Annotated in this window: 17 protein-coding genes; 13 read left to right on the top strand and 4 right to left on the bottom strand. The window is 53.4% G+C overall.

Annotated elements, in window-relative coordinates; genetic code table 11:
* Nucleotides 1–61: 61 nt before the first annotated feature.
* From AC6B99_RS00215 to AC6B99_RS00275, 13 genes are all read left to right on the top strand, one after another.
* Nucleotides 62–1,018, top strand: a complete 957-nt coding sequence (locus AC6B99_RS00215) for a carbohydrate ABC transporter permease (RefSeq protein ID WP_235533062.1) — start codon at nt 62–64, stop codon at nt 1,016–1,018.
* A 9-nt stretch (nt 1,019–1,027) separates the two neighbouring features.
* Entirely contained in the window at nt 1,028–1,861 is an 834-nt protein-coding gene (locus tag AC6B99_RS00220) for an ABC transporter permease subunit (RefSeq protein WP_494864644.1), read from the top strand.
* An 825-nt stretch (nt 1,862–2,686) separates the two neighbouring features.
* Nucleotides 2,687–3,499 carry an ABC transporter ATP-binding protein gene (locus AC6B99_RS00225; protein WP_496662473.1) on the top strand — a complete coding sequence of 271 codons (813 nt, stop codon included), beginning with the start codon at nt 2,687–2,689 and terminating at the stop codon, nt 3,497–3,499.
* Complete coding sequence (locus AC6B99_RS00230) at nt 3,462–4,292, top strand: ABC transporter permease (protein WP_496662474.1); 831 nt, start codon at nt 3,462–3,464, stop codon at nt 4,290–4,292. The genes AC6B99_RS00225 and AC6B99_RS00230 overlap by 38 nt, the downstream gene beginning before the upstream one ends.
* Entirely contained in the window at nt 4,289–5,146 is an 858-nt protein-coding gene (locus AC6B99_RS00235; RefSeq protein ID WP_496662475.1) for an ABC transporter permease, read from the top strand. The genes AC6B99_RS00230 and AC6B99_RS00235 overlap by 4 nt, the downstream gene beginning before the upstream one ends.
* A 162-nt stretch (nt 5,147–5,308) precedes the next feature.
* A complete protein-coding gene (locus tag AC6B99_RS00240) occupies nt 5,309–6,397 on the top strand; it encodes an ABC transporter substrate-binding protein (protein WP_496662476.1) in 1,089 nt (362 codons plus the stop codon).
* Between the two features lie 205 nt (nt 6,398–6,602).
* Nucleotides 6,603–7,994 (top strand): aspartate aminotransferase family protein, encoded by a 1,392-nt coding sequence (locus tag AC6B99_RS00245; RefSeq protein ID WP_496662683.1) that lies wholly within the window; start codon nt 6,603–6,605, stop codon nt 7,992–7,994.
* Nucleotides 7,975–9,246: a hydantoinase/carbamoylase family amidase gene (locus AC6B99_RS00250; protein ID WP_494864653.1), complete on the top strand. Its 1,272-nt coding sequence runs from the start codon at nt 7,975–7,977 to the stop codon at nt 9,244–9,246. The genes AC6B99_RS00245 and AC6B99_RS00250 overlap by 20 nt, the downstream gene beginning before the upstream one ends.
* Nucleotides 9,247–9,267: 21 nt before the next feature.
* Nucleotides 9,268–10,149 (top strand): nitrilase-related carbon-nitrogen hydrolase, encoded by an 882-nt coding sequence (locus tag AC6B99_RS00255; RefSeq protein ID WP_496662684.1) that lies wholly within the window; start codon nt 9,268–9,270, stop codon nt 10,147–10,149.
* Nucleotides 10,150–10,239: 90 nt separating this feature from the next.
* A complete protein-coding gene (locus AC6B99_RS00260; RefSeq protein WP_496662477.1) occupies nt 10,240–11,598 on the top strand; it encodes an NAD(P)-dependent oxidoreductase in 1,359 nt (452 codons plus the stop codon).
* 168 nt (nt 11,599–11,766) lie between these two features.
* Nucleotides 11,767–13,071: an NAD-dependent dihydropyrimidine dehydrogenase subunit PreA gene (gene preA, locus AC6B99_RS00265; RefSeq protein WP_056031272.1), complete on the top strand. Its 1,305-nt coding sequence runs from the start codon at nt 11,767–11,769 to the stop codon at nt 13,069–13,071.
* 12 nt (nt 13,072–13,083) lie between these two features.
* Nucleotides 13,084–14,535: a dihydropyrimidinase gene (hydA, locus tag AC6B99_RS00270; RefSeq protein ID WP_496662685.1), complete on the top strand. Its 1,452-nt coding sequence runs from the start codon at nt 13,084–13,086 to the stop codon at nt 14,533–14,535.
* A gap of 30 nt (nt 14,536–14,565) precedes the next feature.
* Entirely contained in the window at nt 14,566–14,829 is a 264-nt protein-coding gene (locus tag AC6B99_RS00275) for a hypothetical protein (protein ID WP_496662478.1), read from the top strand.
* A 21-nt stretch (nt 14,830–14,850) separates the two neighbouring features.
* Here the strand turns inward: AC6B99_RS00275 and AC6B99_RS00280 are convergent, their stop codons facing one another.
* The 4 genes from AC6B99_RS00280 to AC6B99_RS00295 form a co-directional block, all read right to left on the bottom strand.
* On the bottom strand, nt 14,851–16,473 hold the full coding sequence (locus tag AC6B99_RS00280; RefSeq protein WP_494878867.1) for a PucR family transcriptional regulator ligand-binding domain-containing protein: 1,623 nt from the start codon (nt 16,471–16,473) through the stop codon (nt 14,851–14,853).
* 64 nt (nt 16,474–16,537) lie between these two features.
* Nucleotides 16,538–17,638 carry a GerAB/ArcD/ProY family transporter gene (locus tag AC6B99_RS00285; protein WP_056031264.1) on the bottom strand — a complete coding sequence of 367 codons (1,101 nt, stop codon included), beginning with the start codon at nt 17,636–17,638 and terminating at the stop codon, nt 16,538–16,540.
* Nucleotides 17,639–17,706: 68 nt separating this feature from the next.
* The gene (locus tag AC6B99_RS00290) at nt 17,707–18,927 is read right to left on the bottom strand and encodes a Ger(x)C family spore germination protein (protein WP_496662479.1); all 1,221 of its coding nucleotides are present in this window, start codon (nt 18,925–18,927) and stop codon (nt 17,707–17,709) included.
* Nucleotides 18,928–19,000: 73 nt separating this feature from the next.
* Nucleotides 19,001–20,542 (bottom strand): spore germination protein, encoded by a 1,542-nt coding sequence (locus AC6B99_RS00295; RefSeq protein WP_081418647.1) that lies wholly within the window; start codon nt 20,540–20,542, stop codon nt 19,001–19,003.
* Nucleotides 20,543–20,554 lie beyond the last annotated feature (12 nt).

Genomic DNA, 20,554 nt, shown 5'->3' on the forward strand with positions numbered 1-20,554 from the left:
CACTCTACCTTTGCTGTTCGAGGCTGCATGAATGAAATGCTGCTAGAGAGGAGGCTGGAAAGTGGAGAGGAAAATGGAGAGGAAAATGAGGACTGGGCATGCCGCTCGCCGGTTTAATCAACGTATCAGCGACCATATTTCCGGTTATTTGTACACGCTGCCGTTTTTTGCAATCTTCATGGTATTTGGCTTTTATCCGATGCTGTATACCATTTATATTTCCTTGTTTAAATGGGATATGCTCGGGGACCGGACGTTTGTCGGACTGCGGAATTATCGGCTGCTGTTAACGGATGACCCCTTGTTTTGGAAATCGATTGGCAACACTTTTTTAATTTGGTTTGAATCCGTGCCCTTTCAAATTTTGTTTGCGATATTGCTGGCGGTGCTGCTCAATCAGGCGTTTATTAGAGGAAAAGGCGTGTTCCGCTTTTTTATCTTTTTGCCAAATATCACCTCGCTTGTGGCGGTGAGCTTGATTTTTGCCAATGTATTTGGGGTGAAATACGGCCTGTTCAATTATTTGCTGACGCTGCTGGGCTTGGATCGATTAGATTGGGCAGGGGATTCATGGGCTACGCAGCTTGCAGTCGCTGCGCTTGTGTTTTGGCGTTATCTCGGCTTCCACATGGTCATTCAGCTGGCAGGGCTGCAAAGCATCCCAGGGGATTTGTACCAAGCCGCGACGATTGATGGGGCCAGCAAGGGGCAGCAGTTTTTCCGCATTACGATCCCAATGCTGACGCCAACGATTATGTTCTCGACGCTGATTGCTACGACGGGTGGTCTCCAGCTGTTTACGGAGCCATTCACCTTCATGTCCGATTTGTCGGGAGCCGTCGCGGCCGTTAATGGCGGCACAAACAATCAGGTGCTAACCGTTGTCATGTATTTATACAAAACAGCTTTCACCGACCATGCTTTTGGCTATTCTTCAGCGATTGCCAATTTGCTGCTGATCATCATTGTTATATTTGCTCTATTTAATTCGCTGCTAGTCGGAAAGCTAAGGAGGTAGGAGGCGGCCATGCGAAATCGGACGGGGCGTTCCATCGTTTATGTATTGCTGCTGCTGTTTGTCGGCTTTTCGATCTTTCCCTTTTATTGGATGAGCGTTATTTCTACCCGTACGGCTGGCGAAATTTCGGCGATACCGCCGAAGGTATTTTATGGAAGCCGCCTGGCGGAAAACTTTGATAAGATTTTCAATAATGAAAATGTCGATTTTTTGCGTACGATGGGCAATACGGCCATTATTGCAGTCAGCATCACGATATCCATGCTGCTGCTCAGCTCGCTGGCAGGCTTCGCTTTTGCCCGGCTGAATTTTACGGGAAAAGGCTTTATGCTGCTGTTCGTACTCGGGACGCTGATGATTCCGGCGCAGCTCGGCATTATCCCGCAATATTTAATTATTACGAAGCTGCAATGGCTGAATGATTATCGCGCCGTTATTGTACCGGGCATGGTTAGTGCCTTCGGGGTGTTTTTTATGCGGCAATATATAGAAGCTTCCGTACCGAACGAGCTGGTGGAGGCGGGGCGAATCGATGGCTGCCGAAACCTGCAGCTGTATGCCTTAATAGCTGTTCCGGCAATTGCTCCCGCTTATGCGACGCTTGGCATTTTGACCTTTATGGGGGCATGGAATGACTATTTATGGCCGTCGATTGTGATGAAATCGAATGAGATGCTGACGGTGCAGGTAGCGCTGCTGCGCTTGGATACGTCGTCCTATTTTCAGGATAAGTCGCTTGTTATGGCGGCTTCAGTTATGGCTACGCTGCCGTTGTTTCTAATCTTCCTGTTTTTCAACCGCCAATTTATAGCCGGTGTGACCGATGGAGCCGTAAAGGGCTGATATTCACCGCCTGCCGGCCGCAACCTAGGTAACCGCTGAACGAGGCTGATTCTCCGTCCTTCGTTGGCAGGCGGGGGATAGTTAGGCGGATTGGGGAAATTAGTTCATAGCATAGCTTTCATTTCGAAAAAAAGCCGCGCTACCGGCATGGGCTCCTGCTCATGGTGGTGGCGCGGTTTTTGTTGTGTAGGCGTGTAGCTGCTGAGAACAGTATTGCTGAGACTGGGCAGCTTGGGACGCTCCCTCCTTTTTGGCGGACTGAGATTCCGCTATTCGGGCATTTAATCCGATTTCGGGTCGCAAGCGGACAGGAAAACCGTTATTGTCCTTCTAACCCCGTCAAAATGGCGATTAGCAGCGCAATAGCTGCTCCTGAGTCCGCCACTTGCGCCATAACCCGCGATTCTGTTGAAATAGCGGTTGCTGTGTCCGCCACTTGTGGCATAACTCGTGATTCTGTTGAAAGAACGGCTGCTGTGCCCTCCGCTCCGTAACTATCTTTGTATCCTTGTGCACAAAGCAATCCCCTGGATCGAAAAGCATGAGGTTGACTTTGGGGATGCAAATTTAGTGACGAGCAGGACAAAAGTAGAAGCTATATCTCATAAATAGCTGATAGCCTTAACTATTAACGGTATCAAATAGGTAAGGTAATAAAACATAAATCCCAACAGCAGCGCGCGGAAATCAGCTATTTATGCAAGAATTGGACATCATGTACAATGGATTATTATGATTATGTAACACTCTGTCTAATGTAATTAAAACTGAGTGTTATATAATATTACACAAAGATAGCGTTGATTGAAGAGAAGGAGGGATGGCATGGACGCTCCGAAGGAAAATCAACCAGTGGAAATTCGCATCGACGATATATCCATGTATTTTGGCAGCGGGGACCGCAAGGTGGCTGCGCTGCAAAATGTAAGCTTTGACGTCCGCCAGGGCGAATTCGTCTCGCTCCTCGGCCCATCCGGCTGCGGCAAATCGACGCTTCTGCGTCTAATGGCCGATTTGCTGGAGCCTACCTCGGGCCAAATTACGATTGGCAGCCAGCATCCCCGCGAGGCGCGCCTGCGCCGCAAATTCGGTATTGTTTTTCAAAATGCTACGCTGTTTGAATGGCGCACGGTCAAGGACAATATTGAGCTGCCGCTGGAAATAATGGGACTTAAAAAGTCTGAATATTCTGAAATAACAACGCATTTACTAGAGCTTGTCGGCCTTTCCAAATTTCAAAACCACTATCCGTGGCAGCTTAGCGGAGGCATGCAGCAGCGGGTCGCGATTGCTCGGGCCTTGTCGCTTGATCCGCCTTTGCTGCTGATGGATGAGCCCTTCTCTGCACTTGATGAATTTACGAAGGAGCGGCTGCAGCTTGATTTGCTTGATATTAAAAAACAAACGAATAAAACGATCGTTTTTGTTACCCACAGCATTCCTGAAGCGGTGTATTTATCCGATCGGATCGTCATTTTATCGGCCCATCCGGGTCGTGTTCATTCCATAATCAAGGTTGAGCGGGAGGAAGGTAGCTTCGCGCATACTCGCAGATCGGATAAGTTTCATGCGATGACCGATTTGGTGCGGAGCTGCTTCCATGAGGAGAGTGATTCGCTTGACGAGCAAATCGTATAGGCGATGGGGAATCAGTTGGCATGTAGTTCTGTGGACAGTATGCGTGCTGTTGCTATGGGAAGCATTTGCTTGGCTTATAGCCGATGTATGGCAGCTGCTGGCTCCAGCTTCAAAGCTGCCTTATTTGCACCTAGTACTGAATGCAGCTGTGCAGTATTGGCCTGTTTTAGCCGAGCAGGGTGCCATTACATTCGGCAATTCGCTTCTAGGTTTCACCATTGGCTCTGCGGTCGGCTTCCTTCTCGCGGTGTTGATGAGCTTATCCCGCACGCTTGAGCATACGCTGTCGCCGTATATGATCGCCTCGCAAATGGTGCCTATTATCGGGCTTGCGCCAATCATTTACGGCATCGTTCATGATCCAGCGTTGTCGCGAACGCTGATGTCGGGCTACGTTACCTTTTTCCCGGTTGCCCTGTATACGCTGCGCGGCTTGCAGAGCATTAAGCCGGAGCAAGAGGAACTCATGCGCTCTTACGCAGCCTCAACATGGACGCTTTACATGAAGCTGAAGCTCCAAGCCTCGCTGCCCGGCCTGTTTGCCGGACTTAAGCTGTCTGCGCCGCTTTCTATAACCGCATCAATCATTGTGGAGCTGATGGGAGCGCCGAACGGCATCGGCGTGCTGATGATTAGCTCGCTCTATTATGGGAACGCTCAAGTATACATGTTCTGGGCTACGGTGTTAATGAGCATGGCTATTGGCCTGCTGCTGCTCGCGGCTATTAGTATAGCGGAGCGTCTTATTACGCCATGGCAGCCAGAGTTCCGCTCGCAAGGGAGGGACGAATGATGAAGGAGATGGCTGCTGTGCCTGCCAATCAATCTGCGGTACTGTCGCGGGAAAACACTGTCAGACGAGTGAAGAAGGGGCGAAGGCAAAGAGGAAGCAAGGCATGGCTGCTGCCGCTGGTGTTCGGGCTGCTTTTTCTGATGGCTTGGCAAACGGGCCTATTCCATAAGCTGTTTCAACTGGAGTTATATCAGCTGCCACTGCCGTCGGCGATTGCCTCGTCCATTCAAGAAAATGCCGAAATGTTGTGGCGCTATTCGCTGTTTACCGGCATGGAAATCATCATGGGCTGCTTAGTAGGCTCGCTGCTGGGGCTAATCGCCGCTTCCGCTGCGTCTTTTGCTCCGAAAGCTCTAAATGGCGGCATCGCTATGCTTGCGGCACTGAATGCCGTCCCGATTATTGCCCTTGCTCCCGTAATGAACAACTGGTTTGGCAGCGGAGCAGCTTCCAAAATAGCTATCGTCTCCGTTATGACCATGAGCACGATGGCGGTCGGCGCCTACAAGGGCTTGCGTTCCATTGATCCCATGTATGTGGAGCTGATGCATGTGTATGCAGCAAGCCGCCGCTCCGTATTTATAAAGCTTCGTTTTAAAAATGGTCTGCCGCATTTTTTTACCGCACTGAAAATCAATATGTCGACGAGCATCATCGGCGCCATTGTCGGCGAGTTTTTTATATCGTCACGGGGGCTGGGCTTTCTGCTTTCCGATCAAATCAAGCTCGGCAATATGCCGCTTGCCTGGTCCTGCATAACGATTGCCGCTGCGCTCGGCATTGTGCTTTTTTACCTTGTGCAGCTTGCAGAGCAGCTTGCTATTCCGTGGCATGTTGCGCAGCGCAATCGGTAGCTCGCTTCATACGGAGCCTCTTAGATTCGCCTGCTTAATCACGGGCCTGCCGACCTTGCCCCGCCACAGCTACAGCCTCAGTCTAAGTCTCAGTCGCAGTTTCAGCAGCTAGGGAAGACCCATATAAATAGATGCGATTCGATAGGGAGAGGAATGGTCTTCATGATCAAGAGAAACCGAAGAACAAGCTTGGCAATGATGGCAATGGCATGGCTTTTGCTGCTGGCGGCTTGCGGCGGCGGAGGCAGTGAGCCAGCAAGCACCCAGATGCCTACTGGATCAGAAGCAGCGGCGGTGGAGGGGACGGCAGCGGCTGAGGCGCCGCTTACGAAGGTGAAAATTCAGCTGAAATGGGTGCCGCAGGCGCAATTCGCCGGTATTTTTGTCGCTAAGGAAAAAGGCTTCTATGAGCAGGAGGGGCTCGATGTCGAGATTATTCCCGGCGGCCCGGATGTCGTCATTGAGCAGCAGGTCGTTAATGGGGCGGCGGATATTGGGGTGACGAGCTTTGACAGTCTTTTGGTCAACCGGAATAATGGCTTGCCGCTCGTATCGGTCGCCCAGCTTATTCAGAAAAGCTCCTACCGCTTCGTCGCCGACAAAGCATCTGGCATCGACGAGCCGGCGAAGATGAAAGGCAAGAAGGTCGGCATGTGGACGGGCAGCCAGCAGTTTCAAGTGCTCGCCTTCATGGAGAAAAATGGCCTTGATCCGAAAAAGGACGTGGAGCTTGTGAAGCAGGGCTTCACGATGGATCAATTTTTCAATAAGCAGCTTGATGTGGCTGTTTCGACGATTTACAACGAATACCATGTTGTGCTTGAAAGCGGCGTGAAGGAAGACGATCTGTACGTCTACGATTTTGAGGATGCGGGCGTCGGCATGCTGGAGGATACGCTGGTCGTGAAGGAGGAGTGGCTGAAAAAGAACCGGGAAACCGCCGTTAAAGCGATTCGCGCGACGATGAAGGGCTGGAACTACGCCATTGCCAATCAGCCGGAATCGGTTGACATCATTATGAAAGCCGTAACTGAAGGCAGCACGACGAAGGAGCATCAGACGACGATGTTGATGGAAATGGCCAAGCTGGTCAAGCCGGAAGGCTTTACGGAGGCGCAGGTGGGCTCGTTCGTAGACGAGGCTGTGCAGCGGACGGTCGATATTTCGCTGAAATATGGGCTGATCAAGAAGGAGCCGGATTTGGCGGTGGCAGTCGACAAGACGATTTTGGCGGATGCGGCGAAGCCGTAAGCCCGAAGCGAAGCGGGATTTTGAGACTGCGAGAAGGCGAGCCTTATTGGAATTAAAGAATCTCTCGGGCTCGTGCATAAATGGCTGTTGCAGGGCATAGACAACATAAACGGCAGATCGAGCACATAGACGGCAATCGGCGGGAAGGATGAAGAAGCTGATGGATATCCACGAAGCAATGGATGATGAAGCTAAGCATGCAGCCATGCAAGCAAGTGAGCTAAAGGAAGCGCTGCTGGAAAAGGATCGGGCGTACCTATGGCATCATATTACACCTCATAATGATCATCCGATGATTGTCGCGTCAGGGGAAGGAAGCTGGATTACGGATGTGGACGGCAATCGCTATTTGGATGGCATGTCAGGGCTATGGTGCGTCAATGTGGGGCACGGGCGGAAGGAAATTGCCGAGGCGGCTGCCGCGCAAATGACGACACTGGCCTATTCGCCGCTCATTCAATCCCATGTCCCGGGCATCGAGCTGGCGGCGAAGCTGGGTGATTGGCTGGAGGGGGAATATCGGATATTCTTCTCTAACTCCGGCTCTGATGCGAACGAGGTTGCGTTCAAAATTGCCCGCCAAGCATTTCATCAACGCGGAAAAGCGACCAAGCACAAGTTCATTTCGCGCCATCGGGCTTATCACGGCAACTCGATGGGAGCGCTAGGCGCAACGGGGCAGGCGCAGCGCAAGCTAAAATACGAGCCGCTTGGCGTGGGCTTCTCCCACGTGCCGCCGCCCTATTGCTACCGCTGCCCATTCGGCCAGACGAGCGGTGCCTGCGAGCTGCAATGCGCCCAGGCCTATGAGGACGCGATCATCTGGGAAGGGCCAGACTCCGTCGCTGGCATTATCGTTGAGCCCGTCATTACCGGTGGCGGCATGCTCGTGCCGCCGGACAGCTATATGCCGAAGCTGCGAGCCATTTGCGACAAATATGACGTCCTGCTGATTGTTGATGAGGTCATCTGCGGCTTCGGACGTTCGGGGCGAAAATTCGGGCACCACAATTATGGCGTTAAGCCGGACATCGTCACGATGGCGAAGGGGCTGACGAGCGCCTACTCGCCTTTATCCGCAACGGCTGTATCCGCCGAGCTGTATGAAAGCTTCAAGGAAGCAGGGCCGGACAGCCACTTCCGCCATATCAATACGTTTGGCGGCAATCCGGTTTCCTGTGCCGTTGCACTGAAAAACCTTGAGATTATTGAGCGCGAAGGGTTAGTTGAGCGCTCTGCTCTCATTGGCAGGCGGATGCGCAGCCGCATGAAGCCGCTGCTCCGGCATCCGAATGTCGGAGAAATTCGGAGCTTCGGCTCCGCCGTCGGCATCGAGCTGGTCGAGGACAAGGAGACGAAGACGCCTGCCGCTGCTGCATTTGTTGCTGGTGTAATCGCGGCTTGCAAGGCACGAGGCTTGCTCATTGGCAAAAACGGGGATACCGTGCCGGGCTTTATGAATATTTTGACGCTCAGTCCGCCGCTTTCTTCGACGGATGAAGATATCGCTTTTATCATCGAAACGCTGCTGGCGGTGTTCGGGGCCGCTGGCGGAGCATCGGAGGAGGGGATGCGGCATGAAGCCGCTTCAGGCTAAGGAGAACAAGCATCACATTCAGGCGGAGCGGCTTCAGCAGCGGATTATGGCGCTGGCTGCGATCGGCAAGATTGGTGAAACAGGCGTATGCCGCCTAGCATTATCCCCGGAGGACCGCGCAGGAGTGGAGCTCGTAAAGGGCTGGATGGAGGAAGCAGGCATGACGGCGCGAATCGATCCCTTCGGCAATTTAATCGGCGTGTATAAGGGACGGGATGAGCAGGCGCCTGTGCTTATGCTGGGCTCGCATATTGATTCGCAGCCTTATGGGGGCCGATTCGACGGCGTTATTGGCGTCCTCGGCGCAATTGAAGCAGTGCAGACGATGGCGGAGCGCGGCATTAGGCCGGAGATGAATGTAGAGGTCGTCGCCTTTTGCGATGAAGAGGGCTGCCGCTTCAATAAAGGGCTGTTCGGCGCAAGGGGAATGACCGGGAAGCTGGAGGAGGGGGAACTGGCGCGAGCCGATAAAAACGGCATAACCCGCAGGGAAGCGCTGCTGCAATTCGGCTGTGATCCAGCACAATATGACAGCTATTCTTTTGAGGCGGGATCAATCCGAGCCTTTCTGGAGCTTCATATCGAGCAGGGCCCCATACTGGAAGCGAAAAATGAACCAATCGGCATCGTCAGCGGCATTTCCGGTCCCGTCTGGTGGACGGTCGAATTGACCGGCTTTGCCGGGCATGCCGGCTCTGTGCCGATGGCGATGCGCCGGGATGCGATGGTCGGCTGCGCCAAGGTTATTGTCGCGCTGGATGAGCTGGCGCGGCGCGAGCCAGGTGCGCCGACGGTCGGCACCGTCGGATCGGTTGCTGTTTTCCCTGATTCGCGCAACATTATACCGGAGAAGGTCAGCTTTACCGTTGATTTCCGAGACATTGAGCTGGAGCGGAGAAACGGGCTGGAGCGGGAGCTGCGAGCGGTGATCGAGCAGGTCAGCGTGGAGCATGGCCTCGCGTATGCGATACGCGAGGATACGAACAGCGAGCCGAGATATTGCGCGGACTGGCTGAAGACGATTTTGCACCGCGAGGCTGCGGGCATGGGACTTGCGCCGCCAGAGCTGATGAGCGGACCGTTTCATGATTCGCTCACGATGTCTTACGTGTGCGATTACAGCATGATTTTTGTCCGCTGCAAGGAGGGCATTAGCCATAATCCGCGGGAATATGCCGCGCCGGAGGATATTGCGCTTGGAGCTGAGCTGCTGTACCGCGCGGCTGTGAACATTGCTAAGGGGAAGGAGTGAGGTGGTTTGAGCGAAAACGGGATGAGCAAGGTGTCGATTGCTTTAATTCAAGCGGCGAACGAACTGCATGGCGGCGAGTCTGTCGAGGCGCATAAGGCGGCTGCAATAGAGAAGCATATCCGCATGATAAGGGAAGCTGCGGCTCAAGGTGCGCAAATCGTATCGCTTCAGGAAATTTTTTATGGCCCTTATTTTTGCGCGGAGCAGCAGACGAAATGGTATGCAGCTGCGGAAGAAATTCCGAATGGGCCAACGACGCGGCTTTTTCAGGAGCTGGCGAAGGAATGCGGCATCGTCATCATTTTGCCGATTTACGAGCGGGAGGGCATCGCCACTTATTACAACACTGCTGCCGTTATTGATGCGGATGGCGCTTATGTTGGCAAATACCGCAAGCATCATATTCCTCATGTCGCTGCGGGCGGCGGCGGGGGCGGCTTTTGGGAGAAGTTTTATTTTAAACCGGGCAATCTCGGTTATCCCGTCTTTGATACGGCGTACGCCAAGGTTGGCGTGTATATATGCTATGACCGCCATTTCCCGGAAGGGGCGCGGGCACTGGGGTTGAATGGAGCGGAAATCGTGTTTAATCCATCGGCGACGGTTGCGGGAACCTCGGAGTATTTGTGGAAGCTGGAGCAGCCCGCCCATGCGGTGGCGAATGGCTATTATGTTGCGGCGATCAACCGTGTGGGTGTAGAGGAGCCTTGGAATATGGGCGAGTTTTATGGGCAATCGTATTTGGTCAATCCGCGTGGGGCGATTACGGCAATCGGGAGCCGGGATAAGGAGGAAATCGTTATGGGCGTACTGGATAAAGAGCTGATTCGCGAAGTGCGCGAGGTATGGCAGTTTTACCGTGACCGCCGCCCGGAGACGTATGACAATCTCGTCAGCTTGTGATTGTAAACGGACAAACGGATAAGCGGATAAGCGGATAGTGGATCATTTTCATCATAAATAGGCGGTTTAAAAATAGGAGGGGAAGCAGCTATGGGCATCGCCTTTATATCGGAGCAATCGCTCCGGCGCAATTTCGCCGAGGTGAAGGCAGGCATGAAGCCGAAGGAAGCGATCGATGAATCGAATCGCTGTTTGTATTGCTATGATGCACCGTGCATTACGGCCTGCCCAACAGGCATCAATATCCCTTCTTTTATTAAAAAGATCGCTTCCGGCAATTTGAAGGGCTCCGCCAGAGCGATTATGGATGCCAATCCGGTCGGCGCGACCTGCTCGCGCGTATGCCCAACCGAGGAGCTGTGCGAGGGCGCATGCGTGCTGAACCATTCCTCCACCCCGATTCGCATTGGCGATTTGCAGCGCTACGCCACAGATTGGGCGATTCATAATGAGCAGCAGCTGTTCACGGCAGGCAAGAGAAACGGCAAGCGCGTCGCGATTATCGGCGGCGGCCCAGCCGGGCTGTCGGCGGCGCGGGAGCTGGCGCTGTTCGGCTTTGCCGTTACCGTATTTGAGGCGAAGGAGCAAGCGGGCGGTCTAGATACGTATGGCATCGTCTCCTTCCGGCTGCCGCAGGAGGTTTCGCTCTGGGAGGTTGAGCAAGTGCGGCAGCTAGGCGTAGACATTCGGACGAATACAAAGGTTGGCGTAGATGTGGGCTTGGAGCAGCTGCGCCGTGAATATGATGCCATCGTGCTGGCCATTGGCATGTCGAAGGTACCGTCGCTTGGCATTGAAGGCGAAACGCTGGACGGCGTATTTGACGCCATTGATTTTGTGGAGTCGACGAAAACGGCTGTGCGCACCGACATAGCGGGCAAACGTGTCGCCGTTATCGGCGCAGGCAACACGGCCATTGATGCGGCGACCTGCTCGGTACGACTTGGGGCCATGAATGTGAAAATCGTCTACCGCCGCAGCGCCGCCGAAATGACGGCCTATGCGTTCGAATATGACTTCGCCAAGCAGGATGGCGTTGAATTTCAATGGCTGACAGCACCGGCTCGCATTATCGGGAATGCCAAGGGGCAAGTGACGGCACTCGAATGCCTCATGATGGAGCTGGAGGAAACGGAAGAAGGGCGGGCGCGTCCCGTACCGATTCCCGGCTCGACGTTCAGGCTGGAAGTGGATGCTGTTGTTTTAGCAATTGGACAAACGCGCCATCTGCCATTGATCGAGCAGCTAGGCATCGCGCATACACGCGGCATTGTAACGGTAGACGAGAGCAGCTATCAAACGTCCGATCCGCAAATTTTTGCCGCTGGGGACGTTATTTTCGGTGAAGGCCAAGGAGAAGCGATGGTCGTCTCGGCCGCCCAGCAGGGCAAGAAGGCAGCTTATGCTATTTATAAGCAGTTAATCAAGCTGCAGGAGGAGCCGGCATAAGGAAAGCAGCGTCAAAATTGGCCGGGTCGGCTCCGCATGCGGTGAAATCCCGTACGTGACTGTTGCATGGGAACGACAAGGCAGCAGGCTCATCAATCAATGCCAAGCTGCTATAAACGCAGCTGTACAAATTCGCATCTTATCGAAGGCATAAGGAGGGAAACGACAATGGCTGATTTACGCATTAATCTAGCGGGTATTGCCTCTCCAAATCCTTTCTGGCTGGCATCTGCGCCGCCTACCAATACGGGCTACCAGGTGCAGCGCGCATTCGAGGCAGGCTGGGGCGGCGCAGTGTGGAAGACGCTGGGCGATCCCATTATCAATACGTCCTCGCGCTTTGCCGCCGTACATTTCAACGGGCAGCGGGTTGCGGGCTTCAACAATATTGAGCTGATTACGGATCGTCCGCTGGAGGTCAACTTAAAGGAAATCTATGAGACAAAAAAGAGATTCCCGAATCATGCTGTCATCGCTTCGCTGATGGTCGAGCCAAGCCGCGAGAAATGGCATGAAATCGTCAAAAAGGTCGAGGCGGTCGGCGTAGATGGCCTTGAGCTGAACTTTGGCTGTCCGCATGGCATGGCGGAGCGCGGCATGGGGGCTGCTTCCGGGCAGCAGCCGGATCTGGTCGAAGCGCAGACGATGTGGGCGAAGGAGGCGGCGCAGACACCGGTTATCGTCAAGCTGACGCCCAATATTACCGATATTACGGCGACGGCAAAGGCGGCGACGCGGGGCGGCGCGGATGCCATTTCCTTAATTAACACGATTAATTCGCTCGCTGGCGTCGATCTGGATTCTTGGCTGACGATTCCGCATGTGGGCGGGAAGGGGGCGCATGGCGGTTATTGCGGCCCGGCAGTGAAGCCAATTGCGCTGAACATGGTCGCGGAATGCGCTCGTAATCCGCAGGTGAACATTCCGATTTCGGGAATCGGCGGCATTTCCAATTGGCGCGATGCGGTCGAATTTATGCTTATGGGCGCAACGGGCGTTCAAGTGTGTACGGCAGCGATGCATCATGGCTTCAGCATTGTCGAGGACATGATCGACGGCTTGAACAATTACTTGGATGACAAGGGATTATCGTCGGCGATGGAGCTGATCGGCAAATCGGTGTCCCGCTATTCGGACTGGGGCGATCTCGATTTGAATTATCAAGTCGTTGCCCGCATTCATGAGGAAGAATGTATCGTATGCAACAAATGCCATATCGCCTGCGAGGATACCTCGCATCAATGCATCGAGCGGCATACGGACGAAGGCGGGCGTGCTTTCTTGAAGGTGAGGGAAGAGGATTGCGTCGGCTGCAATTTATGCTCCATCGTTTGCCCAGTGGAAGGAGCAATCTCAATGGTCGAGGTGCCGTCTTCCGAGCTGCCGATGTCATGGAATGAGCGCCAGCAAGCGATAGCGGGCATGGGCGGCAGCGAAGGGAATGCTAAATCAAGTGCTAGAGAGGCGGTGTAGCAGATGGAGAAGATGGCGAAGCTCATTCGAAATGGAACGATTGTAACGGCTGCGGACACGTATCAGGCGGATGTGCTGATTGAGGGGGGCATCATCCAGGCTATCGGGACGGGGCTGGAAGCTGCTGGTGCGGCTATCGGCGCGGAAATCATCGATGTGTCTGGAAAATATTTGTTTCCCGGAGGCATTGATCCGCATACGCATCTGGATATGCCTTTCGGCGGTACGGTGACGGCGGATAATTTTGAGACGGGGACGATTGCTGCTGCGTTTGGCGGAACGACGACGATTATTGATTTTTGCCTGACGGATAAAGGCAAGCCGCTGGCGGATTCAATTCAGAAGTGGCACGCGAAATCGGCTGGAAAGTCGGCCATCGACTACGGCTTCCATCTGATGATTGGCGAAATTAACGATGCGGTGCTGGCCGAGCTGCCGGATATTGTCCACACGGAGGGCATTACGTCGTTCAAGGTATTTATGGCTTACAAAAATGTTTTCCAAGCCGACGACGGCACGCTCTACCGAACGATGCTGACGGCAAGCGAGCTGGGAGCGATGGTTATGGTGCATGCCGAGAACGGCGATGTTATCGACTATCTCGTTGCCAAGGCATTGGCGGAAGGGCATACGGAGCCGATCTATCATGCGCTGACCCGACCATCCATGCTGGAGGGAGAGGCGACAGGAAGAGCGGCAAAGCTTGCAGGATTGACGGGAGCGAGGCTGTACGTCGTGCATGTCACCTGCGAGGAGGCGGTAAAAGCGATTGCTGAGGCGAGGGAGCAGGGCTTCGACGTCTGGGGCGAAACCTGTCCGCAATATTTGCTGCTCGACCAATCGTATTTGGAGCTGCCGGATTTTGAGGGAGCCAAGTACGTATGGTCGCCCCCGCTGCGCGAGGCCCGGCATCAGGACGTCTTGTGGAATGCGCTGCGCACAGGCGGGCTGCAAACGATCGGCTCGGACCAATGCTCCTTTAATTTCAGCGGGCAAAAAGAGCTTGGACGCGAAGATTTCAGCAAAATTCCGAATGGCGGGCCGGTCATCGAAGACCGCTTCTCCCTGCTTTATTCCGAAGGCGTAGCGAAAGGGCGATTGACGCTGAACCAGTTTGTCGATCTCGTCTCGACACGCAGCGCGAAGCTGTTCGGGCTGTTTCCACGCAAGGGCACGATTGCGGTAGGCAGCGATGCCGACATTGTGATTTTCGACCCGACGATCCAGAGGGTTATCTCGGAAGCAGCGCATCATATGAATGTGGACTATAACCCGTTTGAAGGGATAGCTGTAACGGGAGCCCCAGTCAGCGTGCTGTCTCGCGGCGAGTTTGTCATTCGCGATCTAGCCTTCGTCGGACGGGCAGGCGCCGGACAATATGTGAAGCGCGCGCCCTACAAACAGCCCGTGCAGGGGGAGCTGCCTGCTGCTTCTTATAAAGCGGTCGGCATAAGCAGCAAATAGACGGTTCAATGATAGCAAGGAGGGATCGAAGTGTCGGAATATCAGCAGGTTTTGGAGGAGAAGGCGAAGCTGGACAGCTATATGGTCAGGCAGTTTAAATTTATCCACATTGAGGAAAATTTGAGCGGAGCGACGGTAACGCTCCAGCATCCGGGCGGAGAAGCCGCAACGGTTCAGCTGCTTACTGCCGAAGCGCGCAAATATTTAACCAATTTGCTGATCAAGCAGCTGGCGCAGGCCCGGGCATCGGCTGCTGCATCCTCTTCCAGCTCAGGCGCTGCGCCATCAGCGTAATCCTCGCCATCCGCTGCCCCTTTAGCGGATGGCCCCGCGCGTATATTCATAGGCGTTCACTGCGAGCTCAATGGCGAGCCGCTTATCGGCGTTCATAAAATCTTCGCCCAGCAGCGCAATGATTTTATCAAGGCGATGATAAAGCGTCTGCCGGGCGATGAACAGCTCGCGGGCTGTATCCTGCTTGGAGCCGGAGCGGATTAAATAGGTTTTCAGCGTCAGCAGCAGCTGGCCGTGTTTTTCCTTGTCATAGGAGACAAGCGGCTCAATGTATTCGCGGATCAGTTCATCCAGCATCCCGCTTTTTTTCAGCGCGGAAATGATTTTGTACGTATGCAGCTCGTCGAAAAAGGGGGCTGGCAGCGGCCCGGCATCCCGTTGTATAGCAAGCGTCTCTTTGGCTGCTGCATAGCTTTCCGCTGCTTGGTCGACCTGTGCGGCCAGCTTGCCAATGCCCCAAAGCCCGGAGAAGAGCGCCGGCTCCTGCTTCATCTCCGTCTTGCGCAGCCGCTCAACTGCTTGCAGCAGGCGCTCCTTCCATTTTTGGCGCTCCAGCTGATCCAGCAAAATAAACACAATTTGCCCTTGCAGCAGCAGCGGGAGCAAATAAAAGCCCTCCCCCTCAAAAATCGCCCGCGCCACCCGGTAGCGCTGGAGCAGCAGCGATTCAAAATCCGCCGCTTCCATGTGCGAGGCTTCCAGCTGAAACACACATACCGCTACGCTGCCAAGCTTGGCAGACGGTTTAATACGGCGAATATAATCGTTGATTTCGGTTAGGCCATGTTTGCCGGAAAGCCAGTCGCCAAGCCAGAGATCGTCTTGGTAGCGGCGTTTCTCCTCGGTATATTGGGTGCGCATCATTTCCTGGGCTACCGCAGTCGCACAGCGATCCAGCGCAAGAATTTGAAATTCAGTCAGCTCCTGCCTCGCGTGAATGAGCAAATCAGCGAATAGATGGCCGAGCGCCACAATGGGCCGATGAGCAAGCTGCTGGCTCAGCAGCGGAGCGGGGAACATTTCATTGTAAATCCACCGCTCGTAAAATTTGTCGGCTTTCGCTTTCGTCATGAAGGGGACAAACTGGGCTTCGGCATTCAAGGGAAAAAAAGCGACCTGCGCACCCGTTGTTTGCTGAAGCAGCTCCAGAAGGGGCCTCAGGCCCTTGCCGGACAAGAGCAGCTGTCCGAGCTGCCTGGATAACGTCTCCAGTTCGGACACCATTTTATGATGCTGATTAATGAAGTGGGCATGAAGATCCTGAGTGATATCAATGTAGCGGACTTGCTCGTGGAAGAGGAGAATGGGGAAATGCTCGCGTTTTGCCAGCTCCAGCATCCGTGCCGGCGGTCTGGAAGTATAAGTGACCAGCTCAATGCACAGCCCAGATGCGCCGGAATCGAGCAATTGCTGTAGAAAAATCAGGCTTCGTTCTTCATCCTCCTGCCAGCCGATGCCTGTCGTCAAAATCAGCTCGCCGCCGCTTAAAAGCTGGCCAGCTTGAATGACCTCCATAATGTGGACCCATCTGACGGTGCGGTTTAAGGCATCTTCACTTGCGAGCACCTCGGCTTTCTGGAACAGCGGCCGTTGTAAAATATCGCGGATTGTCAGCTGCAGCAGCGTTTGTACGATAGTGTCCACCCCCCTCATGTGAAGATAGTTGACACTATTATACAGGATTTTCATTTGAAAGTAGATACCGACCCTATTGCGTGCGGCTGGCAGGTTTGGCTTTGCGAAAAAAGCCGAGCAGGAAGGCGATAAACAGAATGGCTATTTGCACAGGAGTTACGTACCTTACCGTATATTTCAGCCCAATCCACAGATGAACCGTATTGTTCGGTTCGGCAAAGGAGGCGCTGTAAATCAATACTGCGACGATAATCGCGCATTTGCGGTACGGAATTTTCAGCAGTGAGCTGAGCGCCAGAACGGCGGCCATAAAAAGCAGCGACAGCTTGACGAACAGCCCGATAATAAGCAGAATCGTTACGACTACATCGAGCCGTTCCAGAAAGTCAGCAATGCGAATGAGCTGGACGGCTTCAAGAAAAGGCATCATGCTGTAGCCTGAGAGCGCAGGGCCGAGCACGGACATAATGAGCATATTCATGAAAACCAGAAATAGGGAGACGATCGTATAAGCGCTGTAGGTGGTGCGAAGCCTTGAGGCAATCGGCTTTACATATTTCCAGAACATTAACATCGTTAGCATCTGTGCGAATGGAAACGCGACGATATCCGGCACGGCCGCTTTGAAAATCGGCGCTAGGCCATCACTCATAATTGGCAGCAGGCGGTGATAGTCCGGCAGTCCGGTCTGAATAAGCAGCGCGATAAGCAGAATATAGCTGAAAAATACGATCGGAAACAGCAGCTCCACCAGCCGAAAAAATACCTCGACTCCTTTCCAAATCGCATATAAGGACAATAAAATGATGAGCAGCATAATGCTCCATTGCGGCGTTTTGTTCAAAATGGTCATGACGGTCAGCTCGCCAAAATCGCGGACGTTTCGCATCGATTCATAGGCAAATATAAGTGCCTGCGGCACAGCAAGCGTAAAACCCAGCCATTTGCCAAACAGCTGCTTATAGAGCTCTGGCATGTCAGCGTCTGGGGACCGAGTTTGAATGCGCAGCAGCATCCAGAGAAAAATCCCGCCAATCACTGCCCCGAGCGCCATCGCAAGCCATGAATCCTGCTTCGCATCTACGCCCAGCTCGAAGAGGGGGGTGCTGCCGATCTGGAAAAGCAAAATCATGATGGCAAGCTGAAACTTGCCTATTTTGGGTGCCTTCGCCATCGCATTTTACCCCTCCTTCGAGCGTGTATTAGTATGCAGCGCAGGCTGCGCGTGCAAATCTGGCGTCGCTATTTTCTCGTTTTTGATTGCGCCTCTTTGAAGGTAAAGTTGCTGAACCCAATGCGGGCAAGCTTGAATTTGACATCCAAATTCAGCACCGTCTCGGGAAATTCCTCATTCCAATCCTTCTGTATTTGCTTCCACTGCTGCGGATATTTCATGCTTATGGCTTTGCCGAATCCGACGATATCCGTCTTCAGACGGCTTGCCGCCTTCCAGCTCGTTTCCATCCCTCGTTTAATTTCTTCGGCGATTCTTAGCTCCTCCTGCTTTAACAGCCCCGGCTGCTGAAGATCGTTCGGGCAAGTATATTCAAGGAGTGTCCCATTAGCTTTGACACTTACATTCATGACCCATCTTCCATCGGCCCGCTGCTCCGGCTTCACCGTGGTGGAGGCTCCCCCTATAATTACGGAGGAATCCTTTTTCCCTCCCTGTCCTCTGCAATCAAAGCTTATGGTAGTCCGCTGCACCTGATCGGACAGCCACATGACGCCGGCCGCTTCATCCGGTGTGAGCCAGCCTGCCAGCTTGTCGCCGGATATAACGCCAAGGTCGCCCAGCTTGATTTTTGCCCGGGTATAGGTGTTCTGCAGGGAGCTTACGGAGCTGAGAGGCTGCTTAGAACCGGAAATTTCCAGCTCAGGAATGCCGGTTGCCTGTGTAGGGCCAAGCAGCTCGAGTAAAATGCGATACATCGTCATATCGGGATAGACGGAGCTGCTGGCAGCTTCGTTTTCGACCAGACGCTGGACAGCGGTACCGGGAATTTTCTCCACAGGGAGCAGCTGCTCAATGAGCTTGCGCGCTTTGCCCTTAGCAATGAACATCGACACCGTTTCGCGGGCATCGGTGTTGCGCATATAGATTTCCATCAGCGGCGAGATTCCCTTCTTCGCGACCGTCTCGCTAATGACAATGATTTGATTATGGGCAAAATAAAGCTTGCGCGACATTTCGCGGCTGGCATCGCCGATGGCTTTGCGAATGCTATCTGCCTCGGTCGAAAATACGTTCACCGGGGCATCGCCCGTAGCAGCGCTATTGCCTTGAGAGGAAATGGCCTGCGGGATGACCATCTGGTAAGATACAATCCATTTCCCTTTTTCCCAATCTACTGCCGTGGCAGAAATAATGCCGATTTCATTCATTTCAACGCGATTCCAGCAGCCTCCCAGCAGCATGAATATGAGCAAAGAGCCTACGATGCGGGTAAGCAGGCGATACATATGCGGATTCCTCCTTTCAGCGTACGCCGCTTGTACAACCGCGGGCTCTCGACTAGATTTGGGCAGCTAAGCTTTATTCGGCCTTGCTAGTGCGATTAATTTTGTTCGTAGCTTCTCGTTTCAGCAGAGCTTTATGGGGTGCGCGAATGAACGTATCCTTCATGGCCGACCAATTGAAGGGAGCAAGCGGCGTCATATACGGAACGCCAAACGATTCAAGTCCAGCCAAATGGATGAGCATCGCCATAAATCCGGCGACAATGCCCATAAAGCCGAACACGCCAGCGAGCAGCATGAACGTGAAGCGAATGAGCCTAGCGGAAATCGCAATATTGAACTGCGGAATGACAAAGCTGGATATGGCGGTGAAGGACACGACCATGACCATGCCGGCGGATACGATTCCGGCATCTACGGCGGCTTGTCCTAAGACGAGTGCGCCTACGATGGAAATGGCTGGACCAATAGCTCGTGGCATCCGTACGCCTGCTTCACGCAATACTTCAAAGGTCATCTCCATAATCAGCGCCTCGACCAGCCCCGGAAACGGAATGCCCTCCCGCTGGGCAGCAAGCGTGATGAGCAGTGTAGTTGGCAGCATTTCCTGATGGAATGTTGTCACGGCAATATATAGGGCTGGCAGCAGCATGGAAATGAGAAAAGATACGAAACGAATCAGCCGCAGGAAGGTAGCGATATCAAAGCGGTGGTAATAGTCTTCCGGTGTCTGGAAAAATTGAAACAGCGTGACCGGCGCAAGCAGCACGAATGGCGTGCCATCTACAACAATCGCAATTTGTCCCTCCAATATGCCCCCGGCAACCGCATCTGGACGCTCGGTGTTCATCAGCGTTGGGAAGGGGGTATATCGTTTTTCCTGAATGAGCGCTTCGATATAGCCGCTTTCAAGAATGCCGCTGACTTCAATAGCCTCAAGGCGTTCACGAATGGTCTTTACAGCTTCTGCTGAAGCGACGCCGTTCAAATACAGCATCGCAATTTGCGTACGTGTTTGGCTGCCAACAACCATCGATTCGATATGCAAGTCCGGCGACTTAATGATTTGGCGCATCAGATTAATATTTGTACTCAAGATTTCATTGAAGCTTTGCTGTGGCCCGCGCAGCACGGTTTGGGTAGTCGGCTCACTGACTGTTCTGCCTTCTTTGCTGCTGACATTAATCATCAGCCCGCTGCTCGCTTCCTGGACAAGCAGGAGACAGTAACCATTCAGCAGCATATCGATCGCTTCTTCTATGGAATCGGTGCAATAAGTCGAGCCGACCTGTATAATCTGTTCCTTAATCAAATGAATTAAAGCGTTGCTGCGCTCCTCCGCTTGTTTATCTTCCTCCATTAAGGGGCGCAGGACGGATTCATTTAACGTCGCCTCATTGACCATTTCGCTCAAATAGACGAGCGACATCGTAATCTCTGGAGCCAAGTCGCTTGCAAAAGGCTTAATTTCGAGATCAGAGCTGTGACCAAGCAGCTTAGTAAACGTATCTATATTGGATTTGAGCGAAGGGCTGAACGGTTGTTCCTTATGCTTCTTCCGGGGAGAGCCGCCCTTCGGCTGATTCAAGCCACCTGATTTTGTATGGTTGAAAAACATGCCAGTGCCACC

The organism is Paenibacillus liaoningensis, from assembly GCF_059609455.1.